Origin of the sequence: Pseudomonas taetrolens, assembly GCF_900475285.1 — a bacterium.
In the GTDB taxonomy this organism is placed as follows: domain Bacteria; phylum Pseudomonadota; class Gammaproteobacteria; order Pseudomonadales; family Pseudomonadaceae; genus Aquipseudomonas; species Aquipseudomonas taetrolens.
This window is the reverse complement of record NZ_LS483370.1, coordinates 4,402,222-4,416,279: the sequence shown is the minus strand read 5'-3', so window position 1 is coordinate 4,416,279 and position 14,058 is coordinate 4,402,222. Positions and strand designations below refer to the sequence as shown.

General features: G+C 59.0%; 13 protein-coding genes. 8 read left to right on the top strand and 5 right to left on the bottom strand.

The features are described from left to right. The first annotated feature begins 70 nt into the window (after positions 1–70). The 3 genes from DQN55_RS20345 to DQN55_RS20335 are packed head-to-tail and all read left to right on the top strand — an operon-like array spanning position 71 to position 3,575. A complete protein-coding gene (locus DQN55_RS20345) occupies positions 71–1,507 on the top strand; it encodes a PIG-L deacetylase family protein (RefSeq protein WP_048382801.1) in 1,437 nt (478 codons plus the stop codon). After that, a complete protein-coding gene (locus DQN55_RS20340; RefSeq protein WP_048382799.1) occupies positions 1,504–2,478 on the top strand; it encodes a glycosyltransferase family protein in 975 nt (324 codons plus the stop codon). The genes DQN55_RS20345 and DQN55_RS20340 overlap by 4 nt, the downstream gene beginning before the upstream one ends. Further along, positions 2,475–3,575, top strand: a complete 1,101-nt coding sequence (locus tag DQN55_RS20335; protein WP_048382798.1) for a glycosyltransferase — start codon at positions 2,475–2,477, stop codon at positions 3,573–3,575. The genes DQN55_RS20340 and DQN55_RS20335 overlap by 4 nt, the downstream gene beginning before the upstream one ends. Here DQN55_RS20335 and DQN55_RS20330 read toward each other — a convergent pair. Beyond that, positions 3,564–4,169 (bottom strand): BUD32 family EKC/KEOPS complex subunit, encoded by a 606-nt coding sequence (locus tag DQN55_RS20330; RefSeq protein WP_048382797.1) that lies wholly within the window; start codon positions 4,167–4,169, stop codon positions 3,564–3,566. The two genes, DQN55_RS20335 and DQN55_RS20330, sit on opposite strands and share 12 nt — an antisense overlap. A gap of 98 nt (positions 4,170–4,267) precedes the next feature. On the opposite strand from DQN55_RS20330, the gene DQN55_RS20325 reads away from it, so the two are divergent. The 3 genes from DQN55_RS20325 to hldE all read left to right on the top strand — a co-directional run bounded on the left by DQN55_RS20325 (position 4,268) and on the right by hldE (position 8,859). Beyond that, positions 4,268–5,434, top strand: a complete 1,167-nt coding sequence (locus tag DQN55_RS20325) for an O-antigen ligase family protein (RefSeq protein ID WP_048382796.1) — start codon at positions 4,268–4,270, stop codon at positions 5,432–5,434. 16 nt (positions 5,435–5,450) lie between these two features. Then, positions 5,451–7,262 (top strand): lipid A export permease/ATP-binding protein MsbA, encoded by a 1,812-nt coding sequence (gene msbA, locus DQN55_RS20320; RefSeq protein WP_048382794.1) that lies wholly within the window; start codon positions 5,451–5,453, stop codon positions 7,260–7,262. Positions 7,263–7,437: 175 nt separating this feature from the next. After that, complete coding sequence (gene hldE / locus DQN55_RS20315; protein WP_048382792.1) at positions 7,438–8,859, top strand: bifunctional D-glycero-beta-D-manno-heptose-7-phosphate kinase/D-glycero-beta-D-manno-heptose 1-phosphate adenylyltransferase HldE; 1,422 nt, start codon at positions 7,438–7,440, stop codon at positions 8,857–8,859. 54 nt (positions 8,860–8,913) lie between these two features. Here hldE and DQN55_RS20310 read toward each other — a convergent pair whose 3' ends face one another. From DQN55_RS20310 to DQN55_RS20295, 4 genes are all read right to left on the bottom strand, one after another. After that, on the bottom strand, positions 8,914–9,879 hold the full coding sequence (locus tag DQN55_RS20310; RefSeq protein WP_048382909.1) for a hypothetical protein: 966 nt from the start codon (positions 9,877–9,879) through the stop codon (positions 8,914–8,916). 41 nt (positions 9,880–9,920) lie between these two features. Beyond that, entirely contained in the window at positions 9,921–10,733 is an 813-nt protein-coding gene (locus tag DQN55_RS20305; protein WP_048382791.1) for an aldo/keto reductase, read from the bottom strand. Continuing rightward, positions 10,730–11,905, bottom strand: coding sequence for an NAD(P)/FAD-dependent oxidoreductase (locus DQN55_RS20300; protein WP_048382790.1), 1,176 nt, complete (start codon positions 11,903–11,905; stop codon positions 10,730–10,732). Before DQN55_RS20300 ends, DQN55_RS20305 begins: the two co-directional genes overlap by 4 nt. A 67-nt stretch (positions 11,906–11,972) precedes the next feature. Beyond that, the gene (locus DQN55_RS20295; RefSeq protein WP_048382789.1) at positions 11,973–12,305 is read right to left on the bottom strand and encodes a DMT family transporter; all 333 of its coding nucleotides are present in this window, start codon (positions 12,303–12,305) and stop codon (positions 11,973–11,975) included. Between the two features lie 172 nt (positions 12,306–12,477). Between DQN55_RS20295 and DQN55_RS20290 the strand changes: the two genes are divergently transcribed. Together DQN55_RS20290 and waaA are read left to right on the top strand one after the other, a co-directional pair. Beyond that, positions 12,478–12,627 (top strand): polymorphic toxin type 44 domain-containing protein, encoded by a 150-nt coding sequence (locus tag DQN55_RS20290; protein WP_082150764.1) that lies wholly within the window; start codon positions 12,478–12,480, stop codon positions 12,625–12,627. A gap of 45 nt (positions 12,628–12,672) precedes the next feature. Further along, on the top strand, positions 12,673–13,950 hold the full coding sequence (waaA, locus tag DQN55_RS20285) for a lipid IV(A) 3-deoxy-D-manno-octulosonic acid transferase (RefSeq protein ID WP_048382787.1): 1,278 nt from the start codon (positions 12,673–12,675) through the stop codon (positions 13,948–13,950). Positions 13,951–14,058: the final 108 nt, after the last annotated feature.

Genomic DNA, 14,058 nt, shown 5'->3' with positions numbered 1-14,058 from the left:
TCAGACAGGCCGAACATGTTGCATCGCAAGCCAGTTCGCTCCTGCAGGGGCTAAATACAAGAGCCAAACCATGAGCGAACCCCTTTCTCGAAAGCAACAGTTACTCAAGCGTCATCGACGCAACAAGCGGATGGGCTTGCTGGTGGGTTTGATCGTGCTGATCGCCTGCGGCGTGCTGCTGGCCTGGTGGTTGCCACCCGTGTTGGCGGTTTTGGGCTGGATCGCCCATGAAGCCTGGTTTGCCGACCATCTGTTTTACTCTCCCCAAGACGATTATCAGTACAGCTTTCCTGCGGATAGCGAGCGCCCGGGTGTTCGCCTTGAGGGGGAGCGCCTGTTGCTGGATCAACCGCTAAATGTTGCCGGCGATGAAACCCTGATGCTGGCAATCAGGGTCAAGAGCGGCTGGGCAGGACGGTTTCTTGATCCTTTCGTCACGCTCTCGGGATCCGGGCATGCCGACCGACAAACCTTTGAACGGGGTGTCAACGGGCTGCGCTATTTGAATCTGAGTGATCATGCCGAAGCCTTGAGCCGGGGCGAGTTGCGCATTCGCGGGCGCTTTTGCAGCGTGCAGGGCCAGCCTGAACTGTGGCTGTTGCGTCAGCCCGACTATCGCGAACAGCGGGTGATGGTCATCGCGCCCCACGCCGACGATGCCGAGCTGGCGGCCTTTGGTCTGTACAGCCAGGCCCGTGAAGCCTGGATCGTGACCCTGACCGCAGGGGAGATCGAGGCCGAGCATTATCAGCAGATGGGCCTTGAGCGCGCTGACGCTGCGCGGCTCAAAGGGCGTTTGCGTGCCTGGGACAGTCTGGCTGTACCTCGCTGGGCGGGTGTGCCAGAGGCTCATTGTGCGCAGCTTGGATATTTTTGCCTGCAACTGCCTGCCATGCAGGCTGCTCCCGATCAACCGATTGCCTCGCGAGAAGCCGACCTGAACGACACCCGTCTGTTCAGGCAGCTCAATCCGTTCCTGCTCCCGGGCGATCAAGACGGTGCGCCGACCTGGCATAACCTGCTGGCAGACTTGCGTGCGCTGATTGAAAGGGCCCGTCCCGAAGTCATCGTGCTGCCGCACCCCTCAATCGACCCTCACCCGGACCACATCTGTGCCCACACGGCGGTGATGCAAGCCCTGGAAGGGTTGGCCTGGCAGCCGACAAGTGTGCTCGGTTATGCCAATCACTTGCATGACAATGATCGCTGGCCGATGGGTAATAGCTCAGACGGTATTACCTTGCCGCCGATGTTCGATGCTGCGATCCGAGTGCACCCTTGCTCCTTGCCGTTGTCTCTTGAACAGCAGCGCAACAAGGCGATGGCGCTGGGCATGATGCACGACCTGCAACCGCGAGCGGTGCTCAAGCGCCGGTTGCGACGGGCGATCCAGCAAGTACTGGCAGGTCGCAAGCCATCACCGTATGGCGAGAATGAATTCTTTCGTAAAGCGGTCCGGCGGCATGAACTGTTTTGGCACCTCCCGGTGCCGCAAGGAAAACCATGAACGTTCTATTTCTAGTACAGAAAGAGCAGCGGGCCATTCTGGATCGCTTGTATGACGGCGTATCGGCCCACTGCAACTGTGATATCCGCTGGCTGAGCAGCGACGAGCAGCGCAACCTGCGCCGTTACTTTCGCGATGAAGTCGATGTGTCGCGTTACGACCGGATCGTGTTTTTCCTGCGCTTCAAGCAGGAAATCCGGCAGGTCGGCTTTATCCGCACGTTGCCCAACCTGGTGATTCTTGAACACGATGCTTATCAGAACTACATCGAGTGCAAGTACACCGGAAAATTCAGCGCGCACTATCGCCAATTGCCCTGGGCCCGGATCATCAGCTCCGGCTTTATGGTGACCGAGCGTCTGCGCGAAGAAGGTTTCGATGCGGTGTTCGTGCCCAAGGGCTACGACGAGACGCTGCTGCAGGACCTGGGCCTTGAGCGAAACATCGAGCTGGCGTTTGTCGGCAGCACCAACAGCGTGGCCTACAGCGGCCGCAAAGCCTTGCTCGACGAGCTGGCCAGTGTCGAACCGCTGGTGGTAACCCGCACCAAGTCCGGCGATGAATACCGCGACACCCTCAACCGCATCCGCTTTTTTGTCAGCGCAGACGTGGGGATGGGTGAGTACATGATCAAAAACTTCGAAGCGATGGCCTGCGGTTGTGTATTGCTGGCGTTCGATCAGGGCGAGGCCGAAAACCGCGCCCTGGGCTTTGAAGACATGCACAACATGGTTTTTTACCGCGACATCCCTGAATTGCAGGAAAAGCTCGCCCGCCTGCGTGCCGATCCGGAGCTGGCCGCTGCCATCGCCCGGCGCGGCCGTGATCTGGCCATGTCGCAGTACAGTTTTGCGCGTATAGGCCAACGTATCGTTGAAGCGCTGGAGCCTGCCTTGCGCCCCCATCCTCCGTTGTCCTGGCTGGACCGGGTTCGGTTGAAGCTGGGTGGGCATCGAGGCGTTGGCGGATGAGCATCATCAATGTGATGTGGTCAGGCGGCTCGCCGTATGCCTCTGTGCACAAGGTCCATCAGCAAATCCTGTCCCAGGCCGCCCCGGGTGCATGCATCAAAACCTGGCTGCTTCAGGACAAGGCCACTGCTTGCCTGAGGGATGTCGGCGAAGTGCGGGCCTGGCAGTTGTCTTCAAAGGTGTTGAAAGGTCGCGGGATCCGGGCGTTGTCCGGTTTTTGGCTGCGGCGTGGTTTTCACAAGGCATTGTTGGCCGATGATGCCCGGGTTGTATTGATCGATGGAGTGGGCGTTGCGCGGGTGCTGTTGCCGGTATTGCGCACGTTGCCTCACGTGCGTGCGGTGGTGATGTTTCATGGCGCTACCCGGCTCAACGATAAAGAAATCAACCTGCTTCGTGATTTTCCCCCGGAGCAGCTCACCTTGTGTGCGGTATCGCAAACGCTGGCGGCTTCCATTGAGGCCGACACCCGGTTGCCCGTGGTGACACTGCGTTGTGCGCTCGACCCCCAGGCCTTTCAAAGCCAGTTGTTGTCCCGCGAACAGGCCCGTGAGCAGTTGGGGATTGCGCTCGACCAGGCTCAGGTGTTTGGCGCTGTCGGCCGGTTAGTCGCAGGCAAGGGCTTCGACTGTTTGATCCGCGCCTTTGCCCGGACACTCCAGCAGGCACCGGACCGGCTGCTGGTGATTGTCGGTGAAGGTCCTGCGCGAGCTGAGCTTGAAGCCAGGATCCAGTCACTGGGACTGCAAGGCAAGGTGCTGCTGCCTGGCCACTTGATCGGCGTGGCGAGTTTGTATCGAGCGTTTGACTGGGTGTTGATCCCTTCGCAGGAGGAAGGCCTGGGGCTGATCGTGCAAGAGGCAGTCATTGCTCATGTGCCCGTTCTGGTCAGTGATCTGCCGGTATTTGAGGAGCAGCTGGGTGAGTCGGGCCGCTACGTGCCAGTAGACGATGAGGCCGCGTGGGTGCAGGCCATTGAGGCGACTGCGGTTGTTTCTGCGCGGGACGTGGCAGCGCGCCAATACGCAGCGATTGCTCCGGAGCAGGCGTGGCAGCACTTCAGTCACGCCTGCTCCGTGGTGCTTTCAGGCCGGTAAAAAAGATTCTTGCAGTGCATCGACGGGAAACTTGTCGGTCAAATTTTCCCGTTGGATGTAGCGCACGAAATGTTGAAGATTGCGTTGTGCCAGCTTTTTGGACAGAGGGGCTTTGAAAAAGCGCATGTCTGCGATATCGATCAATCCCCACTGGTTCTGCGGGGTGACCACAATGTTGCCCAGGTGCAAGGAGCGAAAGTAAATACCAGCCGCATGAAGGCGGCGGATCAGTTCAATCAGCTTAGGCAGGTTGTCTTTCCAGTCAAACCCGTTCTTTTCCGCGATCTGACGCAGTGTCTCGCCCGGTAATGGGCTATACAGCACAGCAGTCATGCCGGGCTTGTCCAGACGATAAAACGCCAGAACCTTGAGGGTCGGAATGCCGAGGTGTTCAAGCTGCGCGGCATTGTCGATGAAGCGTTTTGAATAAGGGCGTAGCAAAGCAGATGAGAACAGTCGCTTGCGCCGGAACAGCTTCATGATGTTCCCGTCTTGGAGCAGGTAGACTTTTGCGCCGTAACTGTCGGCTTCAAGAATTTTGGCGCCTTCAATCATTTGATTCAAAGCGGCTTGTGGAAGCCGTGAACATTGCATCGTAGAACCCTTGCGAGCAGTCAGACAGGCAATGATGCCGAAAAAGTCATGTTTTAACCATGCCAGCGTTGGCGGGTGTTTTATTTAGGAGTTGGACGATGTACGAAAGTCGGTGGGCGAAAGGCCTGATGACATGTGGTTTATTGTGGTTCATGTGGGCCATTGCATTAGCGCCCACCAATAAGCTGTATCAGCAGGGGCTGGTGTTGTTCATCTGGGTTCCCACGCTGTTCGTGGCATGGTCAGCACGCGCGCTGATTGCTCAGGTCTGGCAGACCCAGCGCGTACTTTGCCTGGCACTCATCGGTCTGGCGACATGGGCGTTGATCAGTTGGAGCTGGAGTGAAGCACCGCTGCGTGAGGCCAAGACCATGGCCTACATTGCCTTGTTTATCCTGTCATTCCCGATTCTTGCCAATGGCCGGCCTGAACGTGTCGTGCGCTTGCTGCAATGGGGCGGGCTGGGGCTGGCCCTCATCGCACTGGTGGCGATGGTGCGCTTCTACTTTGTCCTGGGACACGGCTGGACTGAGCGCCTGGAAGGCCTGGGTCAGCTGGCGCACCCTATTTTGGGCGCCTACGCGATAGGCGTGGCATGTGTCTGGATGCTGCACTGGGTGCCTCAGGGGCGCGGCATGAAAATGTTGTGGCTGGTAGCCCTGGGACTTTTGGGTGGCTTTGTCGTGTTGACGCAAAGCCGTGGTGCGGCCGTTGCACTGTTGCTGACGGTTCTGGCGATGCCGCTCTGGCGGCGTGACCGACGTACCGTGATGCTCGCTATTGCGGGGCTGATAGGCGCAGGCGTGGTGTTTTGGTATATGCAGGCGCTGATGCTGGAGCGAGGTTCTTCCTATCGCCCCGAAATATTCATGGCCAGCGTGGAGATGATCAAATCACATTTCTGGACCGGTCTGGGGCTGGGGATGCGCTATCACGTCACGTCTGTCGGCTTGACCTTTGATCACTCGCATAACTTGTTCACCAGTGTAGGGATTGTTTATGGTCTGCCGGGCTTGATCTTCTGGAGTGTCGCCTGGTTCTCAGTCCTGTTCTACGCTTGGCGTGCACGTACGACTGTTCTCGGTCAGGGTGTGATCGGGGTTTGGGTGTTTTCGATGCTGGCCATGCAATTTGATGCTGCCAGCCTGCTGGATTCACCCCGTGCAGAGTGGTTCATTACCTGGCTGCCGGTGGCCCTTGCGACTCTTTTGACGTTCAAGAAGGCGTCGATTGACGCCTGTGATAAAATTTCGCGTTTTCCCTAATTCAGTGAGCTCTACGATGAGTGATGCACCGCGTGAAGCGGAACAGAGTTCAAGCCTGAAAATATACTTTCGGCTTTTGACTTATGTGAAACCCTATATCGGCCTTTTCCTGCTGAGTATTCTCGGGTTTCTGATTTTCGCTTCGACCCAGCCAATGCTTGGTTACATCCTCAAGTATTTCGTCGACGGCTTGTCCAATCCGGATGCCGTGTTGTTTCCTTCCGTCCCGTACCTGCGCGATTTGCGTCTGCTGCAGGCCGTGCCGTTGCTGATTGTGTTCATCGCGGCCTGGCAAGGACTGGGATCATTCCTGGGCAACTACTTCCTGGCCAAAGTATCGCTTGGGCTGGTGCACGACCTGCGGGTCCAGTTGTTCAACAACCTGCTGGTGTTGCCGAACCGTTATTTTGACCAGCACAACTCGGGTCACCTGATTTCCCGTATCACCTTCAACGTGACGATGGTGACCGGTGCCGCTACAGATGCGATCAAGGTCGTTATCCGTGAAGGCATGACGGTGGTTTTCCTGTTTGCTTCATTGCTGTGGATGAACTGGCGCCTGACGCTGGTAATGATCGCCATCCTGCCGCTGATTGCGGTGATGGTCAGCACGGCCAGCAAGAAATTCCGCAAGCAGAGCAAGAAAATCCAGGCGGCAATGGGCGATGTCACCCATGTGGCTTCGGAAACCATTCAGGGCTATCGCGTGGTTCGCAGCTTCGGCGGCGAAACCTACGAGCAGAAGCGCTTCCTGGAAGCCAGCCAGAGCAACACTGACAAGCAATTGCGCATGACCCGCACCGGGGCGATTTATACCCCGATGCTGCAACTGGTCATTTACATCGCCATGGGCATCCTGATGTTCCTGGTGCTGTACCTGCGCGGTGATGCCTCGGCGGGTGACATGATTGCCTATATCACCCTGGCCGGCCTGTTGCCCAAGCCGATTCGCCAGCTGTCGGAAGTCAGCTCGACGATTCAGAAAGGTGTGGCGGGTGCTGAAAGCATCTTTGAACAACTGGATGAAAAACCGGAAGTCGACACGGGCACCGTTGAGCGTGATCACGTCAGCGGACGGCTTGAGGTGCGTCACCTCAACTTCACCTATCCGGGGACCGATCGCCAGGTGCTCAAGGATGTGACGTTCTCGGTTGAGCCCGGGCAGATGGTGGCGCTGGTAGGGCGTTCGGGCAGTGGTAAATCAACGCTGGCCAACCTGATTCCGCGTTTCTATCACCATAACTCGGGCGAAATCCTGCTCGACGGCGTCGAGATCGAGCAGTACCGCCTGATCAACCTGCGTCGTCACATTGCGCAGGTGACCCAGCACGTGACCCTGTTCAGCGATACCGTGGCCAATAACATTGCCTACGGCGATCTGGCCGGTGCACCTCGTGAGGAGATCGAGAAAGCCGCGCGGGATGCCTACGCGATGGACTTTATCGAGCAACTGCCACAAGGGCTGGACACCCAGGTCGGTGAAAACGGCGTATTGCTTTCCGGCGGTCAGCGCCAGCGTCTGGCAATCGCCCGGGCCCTGCTTAAAAATGCTCCGTTGCTGATTCTCGATGAAGCGACCTCCGCGCTGGATACCGAGTCCGAGCGTCACATTCAGGCAGCGCTGGACCATGTCATGCAGGGCCGAACCACGCTGGTGATCGCTCACCGCCTGACGACCATCGAAAAAGCCGACCTGATTCTGGTCATGGACCAGGGTCAGATTGTAGAGCGCGGCACGCACGCCGAGCTGCTGGCACAAAATGGTTATTACGCCAGACTGCACTCGATGGGGCTCGATACCCCTGAGACCTCTGGCGATATCGCCTGAGGTCGATACAGCCCTTGCAGGAGCCGTGTGCTCCTGCAAGGGCTGTATCAATTCTGGCAGGCCATGTGTTGTAGCTCTCTTCTGATTCTCATTCGTTGCGATTAATACCGTGAACTGACCTGCGTTCACCCTGTGTTAATATCGCGCCCCTGTTCATTTTGTATGTGGGTTCTCCATGAAGTTGTCCATGCCGCAATTCGATCAAGCCCCTGTCTTGGTGGTAGGCGATGTCATGCTCGACCGTTATTGGCATGGCGGGACCTCACGGATTTCCCCTGAGGCGCCGGTGCCGGTAGTCAAGGTCGAGCAAATCGAAGACCGTCCGGGCGGTGCTGCCAACGTTGCGCTAAACATCGCTGCACTCGGTGCGCCTGCCTCGCTGGTCGGTGTGACCGGTGACGACGAAGCTGCCAATAGTCTGGCCAACAGCCTTGAAGGCGCTGGCGTACGTGCTCTGTTCCAGCGCATCGCGCATCAACCGACCATCGTCAAACTGCGGGTCATGAGCCGTCACCAACAACTGCTGCGTATCGACTTTGAAGAACCGTTCGCTACCGATGCTCTGGCATTGGGCGCTGAAGTCGACAACCTGCTTGAAGGCATCAAGGTGCTGGTGCTGTCGGACTACGGCAAAGGTGCGCTGAAAAACCATCAGGTGCTGATCCAGGCCGCACGTGCCCGGGGTATTCCGGTGCTGGCAGATCCTAAAGGCAAGGACTTCTCGATCTATCGGGGCGCCAGCCTGATCACGCCGAATCTCAGCGAGTTCGAAACCATCGTGGGCGGTTGCGCCGACGAGGCCGAACTGGTGGCCAAAGGTGCCAAGCTGATGGCTGACCTGGATTTGGGTGCCTTGCTGGTTACCCGTGGCGAGCACGGTATGACCTTGCTGCGTCCCGGCTTTGCCGCGATGCACCTGCCAGCCCGGGCCCGTGAAGTGTTTGACGTCACAGGCGCTGGCGATACCGTTATTTCGACCCTGGCCGCGGCTATCGCTGCCGGCGAAGAGCTGCCCCACGCCGTGGCACTGGCCAATCTGGCGGCCGGCATTGTGGTCGGCAAACTGGGTACGGCGGCCATCAGCGCGCCGGAGTTGCGCCGCGCCATTCAACGTGAAGAAGGTTCGGAGCGGGGCGTATTGAGCCTCGATCAGTTGTTGCTGGCCATCGATGATGCACGGGCCCACAACGAGACAATCGTCTTCACCAATGGCTGCTTCGACATTTTGCATGCCGGGCATGTGACCTATCTGGAGCAGGCGCGGGCCCAGGGCGACCGATTGATCGTTGCCGTCAACGATGATGCCTCCGTGAGCCGCCTGAAAGGGCCTGGGCGCCCGATCAACAGCGTGGATCGCCGCATGGCGGTACTGGCTGGCCTTGGTGCGGTGGACTGGGTGATCAGCTTCCCGGAAGCCACACCGGAGAACCTGTTGACTCAGCTCAAGCCGGATGTGCTGGTCAAGGGTGGCGATTACGGGATCGACCAAGTGGTCGGCGCCGACATCGTGGCGGCTTACGGCGGGACCGTGAAAGTGCTGGGGCTGGTAGAAAACAGCTCGACCACGGCCATCGTCGATAAAATCCGCGGTCAGTGACGGCAGCCTTTATCCGGGCAGCTCAAAAGTCTGTAGGAGCGAGCTTGCTCGTTCCTACAGAGGGCTTTTGGTTTTCACCACCTTTCTGAAGATCTGCCGGGCCTTGCCGGTCAGGCGTTGTAGCCCTGACGCCTTGCGTGGTGCGCTCAAGCCTTGCTGTATGAGCCAGTCTTTCCAGCGTATGCGTTCCTCGCGGACTACCCAGCCTTCCTGATGCGCAAAGCTCTCCGCCAGATACAACCCTCGGGTGCTGGCACTGTGGAGCCGGTCTTTGTGCAACGTATATAACTCGGCACAGGGTTGCCCATCGCTCAGCGGCATCAGGTACAGGTCCGGTCGCTTGCGGTCCAGCCGTGCCACCAGTTGATCACCTTCCAGTCGCTCATCAACATGGAACAGGCTCAGGGATTTGGCCTCTTTGGGCACTTCCAGGCGCAAGTCGTAAATCAACTGCAACGAGGCGGTGGGCAAGTGCACATAGCCCCGTGGGCGCTCCAGCAAAGTCTGGGTGCCACAACGAACCGGGCGGGCGGCGCCGGATAACGGCGTGAGGCGAAAGGGCAGGGCTTCACGGTAGTGCAGCGCCGCAGAATACGGTGCGGGTAGCCATGTTTCGTTAAAACGGCCGCTGAGCCAGCCTTCGGGGGTTTCCAGCAAGCACTCCTCGGCTATCTCCTGAATGGCAGTGTGCAAAGGCAGATTGATCTCGTGGGCGGGTACATAGCCCGAAATCAATTTGAGCACCACGTCCCCCCGATCCTGGCGCCGCTGGCGCACCAATACCCAGTAATCACGTCCATGCCAATTCAGGGTCAGGCGCACCGACACCCCGAGGTTGGCCAACTCCAGCGAGAAACGCTCGGTATCGGTCACCGTGACCTGTCGGCGTTTGTGCAGGGTTTGTGCAAAGTTCAGGGGCATCCCGATGCTTTGATAGTTCAAGCCCTCAGGCGTGGCCTCGACAAACAACGGCAGGGTTTTGAAGTCGCTGGGATTCTTGCGGATAAGTGAACGCGGCATGTCGGCACCTTCTTGCGTCGGGGTCGGCCGCGTCGGCGGCATCAGAGGTTACGCAAAACCTGCGCAACGGTTGCCACGTTATGGGCCAAGTGCAAAGGGTTGATGGTGCCGACAATAGCACTGGCAACCCCATGATGACCAAACACCAGTTCGAAGCTGGCGCGTACTGGATCAACGCCCGGGCTCAAACAGACATGACCACTGGCCAGGGCTTTCTTTACCAGAATCGCCTTGCCGTGAGCCGCGGCATAATCAATGACAGGCTTTTCTGCCTGTTCATTCAGGTTGTAAGTAACCATTGCACAGTCGCCGCTTTCCAGGGCTTTGAGCCCACCCTCAACGGTTTTTCCCGACAGCCCGAAGCCACGAATTTTACCTTCGCGTTTCAGGTCTTCCAGCGTGGCATACACCTCACACTGGTTGAGGATCGCCAGGTCATTGCCGTCAGAGTGCACCAGCACCAGATCGATGAAATCAGTTTCCAGACGTTGCAGGCTGCGTTCCACCGAATACCGGGTGTGCGCCGCACTGAAGTCGTGACTCGACTGACCGTTGACGAACTCTTCGCCCACCTTGCTGACAATCACCCACGCTTGCCGTTGGCCGCGCAGCAGAGGCCCGAGACGCTCTTCACTGCGGCCATAGGCGGGGGCGGTGTCGATCAGGTTGATGCCCAGATCGCGGCTCAGCTTGAGCAGCATCCGCGCTTCATCGTCGTCCGGGATCTGGAAGCCATTGGGGTACTTCACCCCTTGATCACGGCCCAGCTTGACCGTGCCCAGCCCTAGCGGCGAAACCATCAGTCCGGTACTGCCCAATGGGCGGTGATGCGCGTGCAGGGTCGCCTGGCTCATGGCAGCAGTTGCTCCCAGGCCGTTTTACCCAGTGGAGGACGCGGGAATTCCGGCAGCGCAGGGGCATTGCCCGGTTTTATGCCGTCATGCTCCAGTGCTTGCAATACGCGGTCCGAGAAATCGGGGGCCAGCGCCAGTTTGGTCGGCCAGCCCACCAGCAGGCGCCCTTGATCGGCGAGGAAGGCGTTGTCGGGACGCACCAGGCCCGATTGCGCGGGCTCGGCACGGCTGACCCGCAGCGTGGCCCATTGCGCCTGACTCAGGTCCACCCAGGGCAGCAGGTTGCCCAGTTCTTTTTGGGCCACCGCGATTTGCTCGGCAGGTTCGCGGGCTACACCATCGGCTTCGGCAATGTCACCGCCCAAATACCAGACCCACTCACCATCGGCGGCTGGGTGGGTGGTGACCGTGATGCGTGGCTTGGACCCGCCACCCAGGCAATGAGCGTACAGGGGTTTCAGGCTGGGGCCTTTGACCAGCACCATGTGCAGGGGGCGCAGTTGTTGCGCGGGAACGCTGATGCCTACGCCGGCCAGAAGCTCGGCATTACCGGCGCCGGCGCTGAATACAATGCGCTGGGCATGAATCTCACGCCCGTCGACTCGCAGGCCGATCAGCTCGTTGTTTTCGAACAGGGGCTCGATGTTCTGCCCTGCCAGCAGGCCGTCACCGGCCAGTTGGGCGAGACGCTCGATCAGGCTCGGCACGTCGACCACCAGTTCGGCCAGGCGATAGACCTTGCCCTTGAAACGAGGGTTTTGCAGGGCCGGCGGCAATTGGTCGCCCTTGACCTGGTCAACCCGGCCGCGCACGGCCTTGCTGGCAAAAAAACTGGTCAGATTGCCGGCCAGAGTGCCGGGCGACCACAGGTAATGGGCTTCGGAAAGCAGGCGCACGCCGCTCAGGTCCAGCTCGCCGTCACCGGCAAGGGCTTCGCGCCAGCGGCGTGGCATATCGGCAATGGCTTCAGAAGCGCCGGTGAGCGCACCATGCAGCGCGTACTTGGCACCGCCATGAATGATGCCCTGAGACTTGACCGTCTGTGCACCTCCGAGCGTCCCGTTCTCGACCAGCACGGTAGAAAACCCCTGACGGCGCAGGCGGGCATTGAGCCAGAGGCCTGCAACCCCAGCGCCGACAATCAGTACGTCGGTGGAAATAACAGATGGCATGGTCGACCTCAGCGTTCAAAGACAAAGCCGCAAGTATACAGCCTCATTCTCAACCTGCCCGCGTGGTCTAGTGCCCCGCTGTTTTGGAAAACAGCTGGATTACCACCACGCCCAGTACGATCAGGCCCATGCCGAGCATGGCCGGCACATCGAGTTTTTGCCCGTAGATAAATAGCGCGGCAATACTCACCAGCACAATGCCCAGCCCCGCCCATACCGCATAAGCCACACCCACCGGAATGGTGCGCACCACCAGGGTCAGCATCCAGAACGCCGTCGCATAACCGGCAATCACCAATATCAGGGGCAACGGTGTGCTGAACCCCTTGATCGCTTTCATTGAAACGGTGGCAATCACTTCGGCGCCAATGGCGATGGCCAGATAGTAGTAAGCGTTCATGATGGAGTCCTGAAGGTGGAACGGAGCAATTTAACAGCAAGGCATTCTAGTGGTTGTAAAAGTGTGTAGTGGGTTTTTGTTGTGGTAAGCGCAGGAGGCTTCTGGATTTTAGCGGTGAAGCTTTGGACGGCGAAATCAGCCCTTGGAATTCCTGACCCACGTTGATTCAGTAATGTATGGGGCAGTAGGCACAGCAACCGGATTTTCCAAGGAAACATTACTCCGAGCCGCTGGCGTAGCTCAATCACGAGCAGGTACAAGTAACCGCTTGTTTGGGAGTTGGTGGTCTGGCGCTTCCTATGGTGATGATCGCGGGCAATGAAACATTCCGGGCACACACAATTCCATCATCGTAAACTCTGCCCCCATGAATAGAACTCTCTACACCTTGCTGTTTCATCTGGGGCTGCCGTTGGTGGCGATTCGCTTATGGTTGCGGGCGCGCAAGGCGCCGGCGTATGCCAAGCGCATTGGTGAGCGTTTTGCCGTGAATTTGCCGGCCTTGCACCCCGGGGGAATTTGGGTGCATGCGGTGTCGGTGGGCGAGAGCATCGCGGCGGCGCCGATGATTCGGGCACTGCTCAAGCGTTATCCCGAACTGCCGATTACGGTCACGTGCATGACGCCTACCGGTTCCGAGCGGATTCAGGCCATGTTCGCCGACGAACCACGGATTCAGCATTGCTACTTGCCTTACGACTTGCCATGGGCCGCTGCGCGGTTTTTGGCCCGGGTGCAGCCCAAACTGGCGGTCATTATGGAAACCGAGCTGTGGCCCAACCATATCCATCAGTGCGCTAAACGCGGTATCCCGGTGGCGTTGGCCAATGCCCGGCTGTCGGCACGTTCGGCCAAGGGCTATGCCCGTTTCGCCGGACTGACACGGCCAATGCTCGAAGAGATGAGCCTGATCGCCGTGCAGACCGAAACCGAGGCCGAGCGCTTTCGCCAGCTGGGTGCGCGCCCTGAATGCGTGGAGGTGACGGGTTCGATCAAGTTCGACCTGAGCATCGATCCGCAGTTGCTGATCAAGGCCTGTGAGTTGCGTGAGTCCTGGCAGGCGCAGGAGCGCCCGGTATGGATTGCTGCCAGTACCCATGAAGGCGAAGACGAGATTGTCCTGAATGCTCACCGTCAGTTGTTGGCCAATTATCCGGACGCTTTGCTGATTCTGGTGCCGCGTCACCCGGAACGCTTCAACGCAGTGTTTGAGCGGTGTCAGCGTGAAGGGTTTGCCAGCGTGCGGCGCTCCACGGGTGAGCCGGTCAATGCCCGGACGCAGGTGCTGGTGGGTGACACCATGGGCGAGTTGCTGCTCTTGTATGCACTGGCAGACAGCGCATTCGTCGGCGGCAGCCTGGTGCCCAATGGCGGGCACAACCTGCTGGAGCCCGCGGCGCTGGCCAAGCCGGTGTTGAGTGGCCCCCACCTGTTCAACTTCCTCGAAATCGCCGCCATGTTGCGTGAAGCGGGCGCGCTGGAAGAGGTAGAAGATGCCCAAGGGCTTGCGCTGGCGGTGCAGCGTTTATTCGAGTTGCCGCAAGATGCGCAGCGCATGGCACAGGCGGGCCTGAATGTGATGCAGGCCAATCAAGGCGCCTTGCAGCGCCTGCTGGACGGGCTGGCCCGGTTGCTGAAGGGGTGATCCGAACCCTGCACCCCGTAGCAGCTGTCGAAGGCTGCGTCTGACGACGCAGTCGTCAAACCTGAGCATGGGGGTGTCGGTCGAGTTCGACAACTTGCCTTTATGATT

Bases quoted from the DNA above. Each gene is read 5' to 3' on its own strand.
- DQN55_RS20345 (WP_048382801.1), top strand. From the start codon at position 71: ATGAGCGAACCCCTTTCTCGAAAGCAACAGTTACTCAAGCGTCATCGA.
- DQN55_RS20340 (WP_048382799.1), top strand. From the start codon at position 1,504: ATGAACGTTCTATTTCTAGTACAGAAAGAGCAGCGGGCCATTCTGGAT.
- DQN55_RS20335 (WP_048382798.1), top strand. From the start codon at position 2,475: ATGAGCATCATCAATGTGATGTGGTCAGGCGGCTCGCCGTATGCCTCT.
- DQN55_RS20330 (WP_048382797.1), bottom strand. From the start codon at position 4,169: ATGCAATGTTCACGGCTTCCACAAGCCGCTTTGAATCAAATGATTGAA.
- DQN55_RS20325 (WP_048382796.1), top strand. From the start codon at position 4,268: ATGTACGAAAGTCGGTGGGCGAAAGGCCTGATGACATGTGGTTTATTG.
- msbA (WP_048382794.1), top strand. From the start codon at position 5,451: ATGAGTGATGCACCGCGTGAAGCGGAACAGAGTTCAAGCCTGAAAATA.
- hldE (WP_048382792.1), top strand. From the start codon at position 7,438: ATGAAGTTGTCCATGCCGCAATTCGATCAAGCCCCTGTCTTGGTGGTA.
- DQN55_RS20310 (WP_048382909.1), bottom strand. From the start codon at position 9,879: ATGCCGCGTTCACTTATCCGCAAGAATCCCAGCGACTTCAAAACCCTG.
- DQN55_RS20305 (WP_048382791.1), bottom strand. From the start codon at position 10,733: ATGAGCCAGGCGACCCTGCACGCGCATCACCGCCCATTGGGCAGTACC.
- DQN55_RS20300 (WP_048382790.1), bottom strand. From the start codon at position 11,905: ATGCCATCTGTTATTTCCACCGACGTACTGATTGTCGGCGCTGGGGTT.
- DQN55_RS20295 (WP_048382789.1), bottom strand. From the start codon at position 12,305: ATGAACGCTTACTACTATCTGGCCATCGCCATTGGCGCCGAAGTGATT.
- DQN55_RS20290 (WP_082150764.1), top strand. From the start codon at position 12,478: ATGTATGGGGCAGTAGGCACAGCAACCGGATTTTCCAAGGAAACATTA.
- waaA (WP_048382787.1), top strand. From the start codon at position 12,673: ATGAATAGAACTCTCTACACCTTGCTGTTTCATCTGGGGCTGCCGTTG.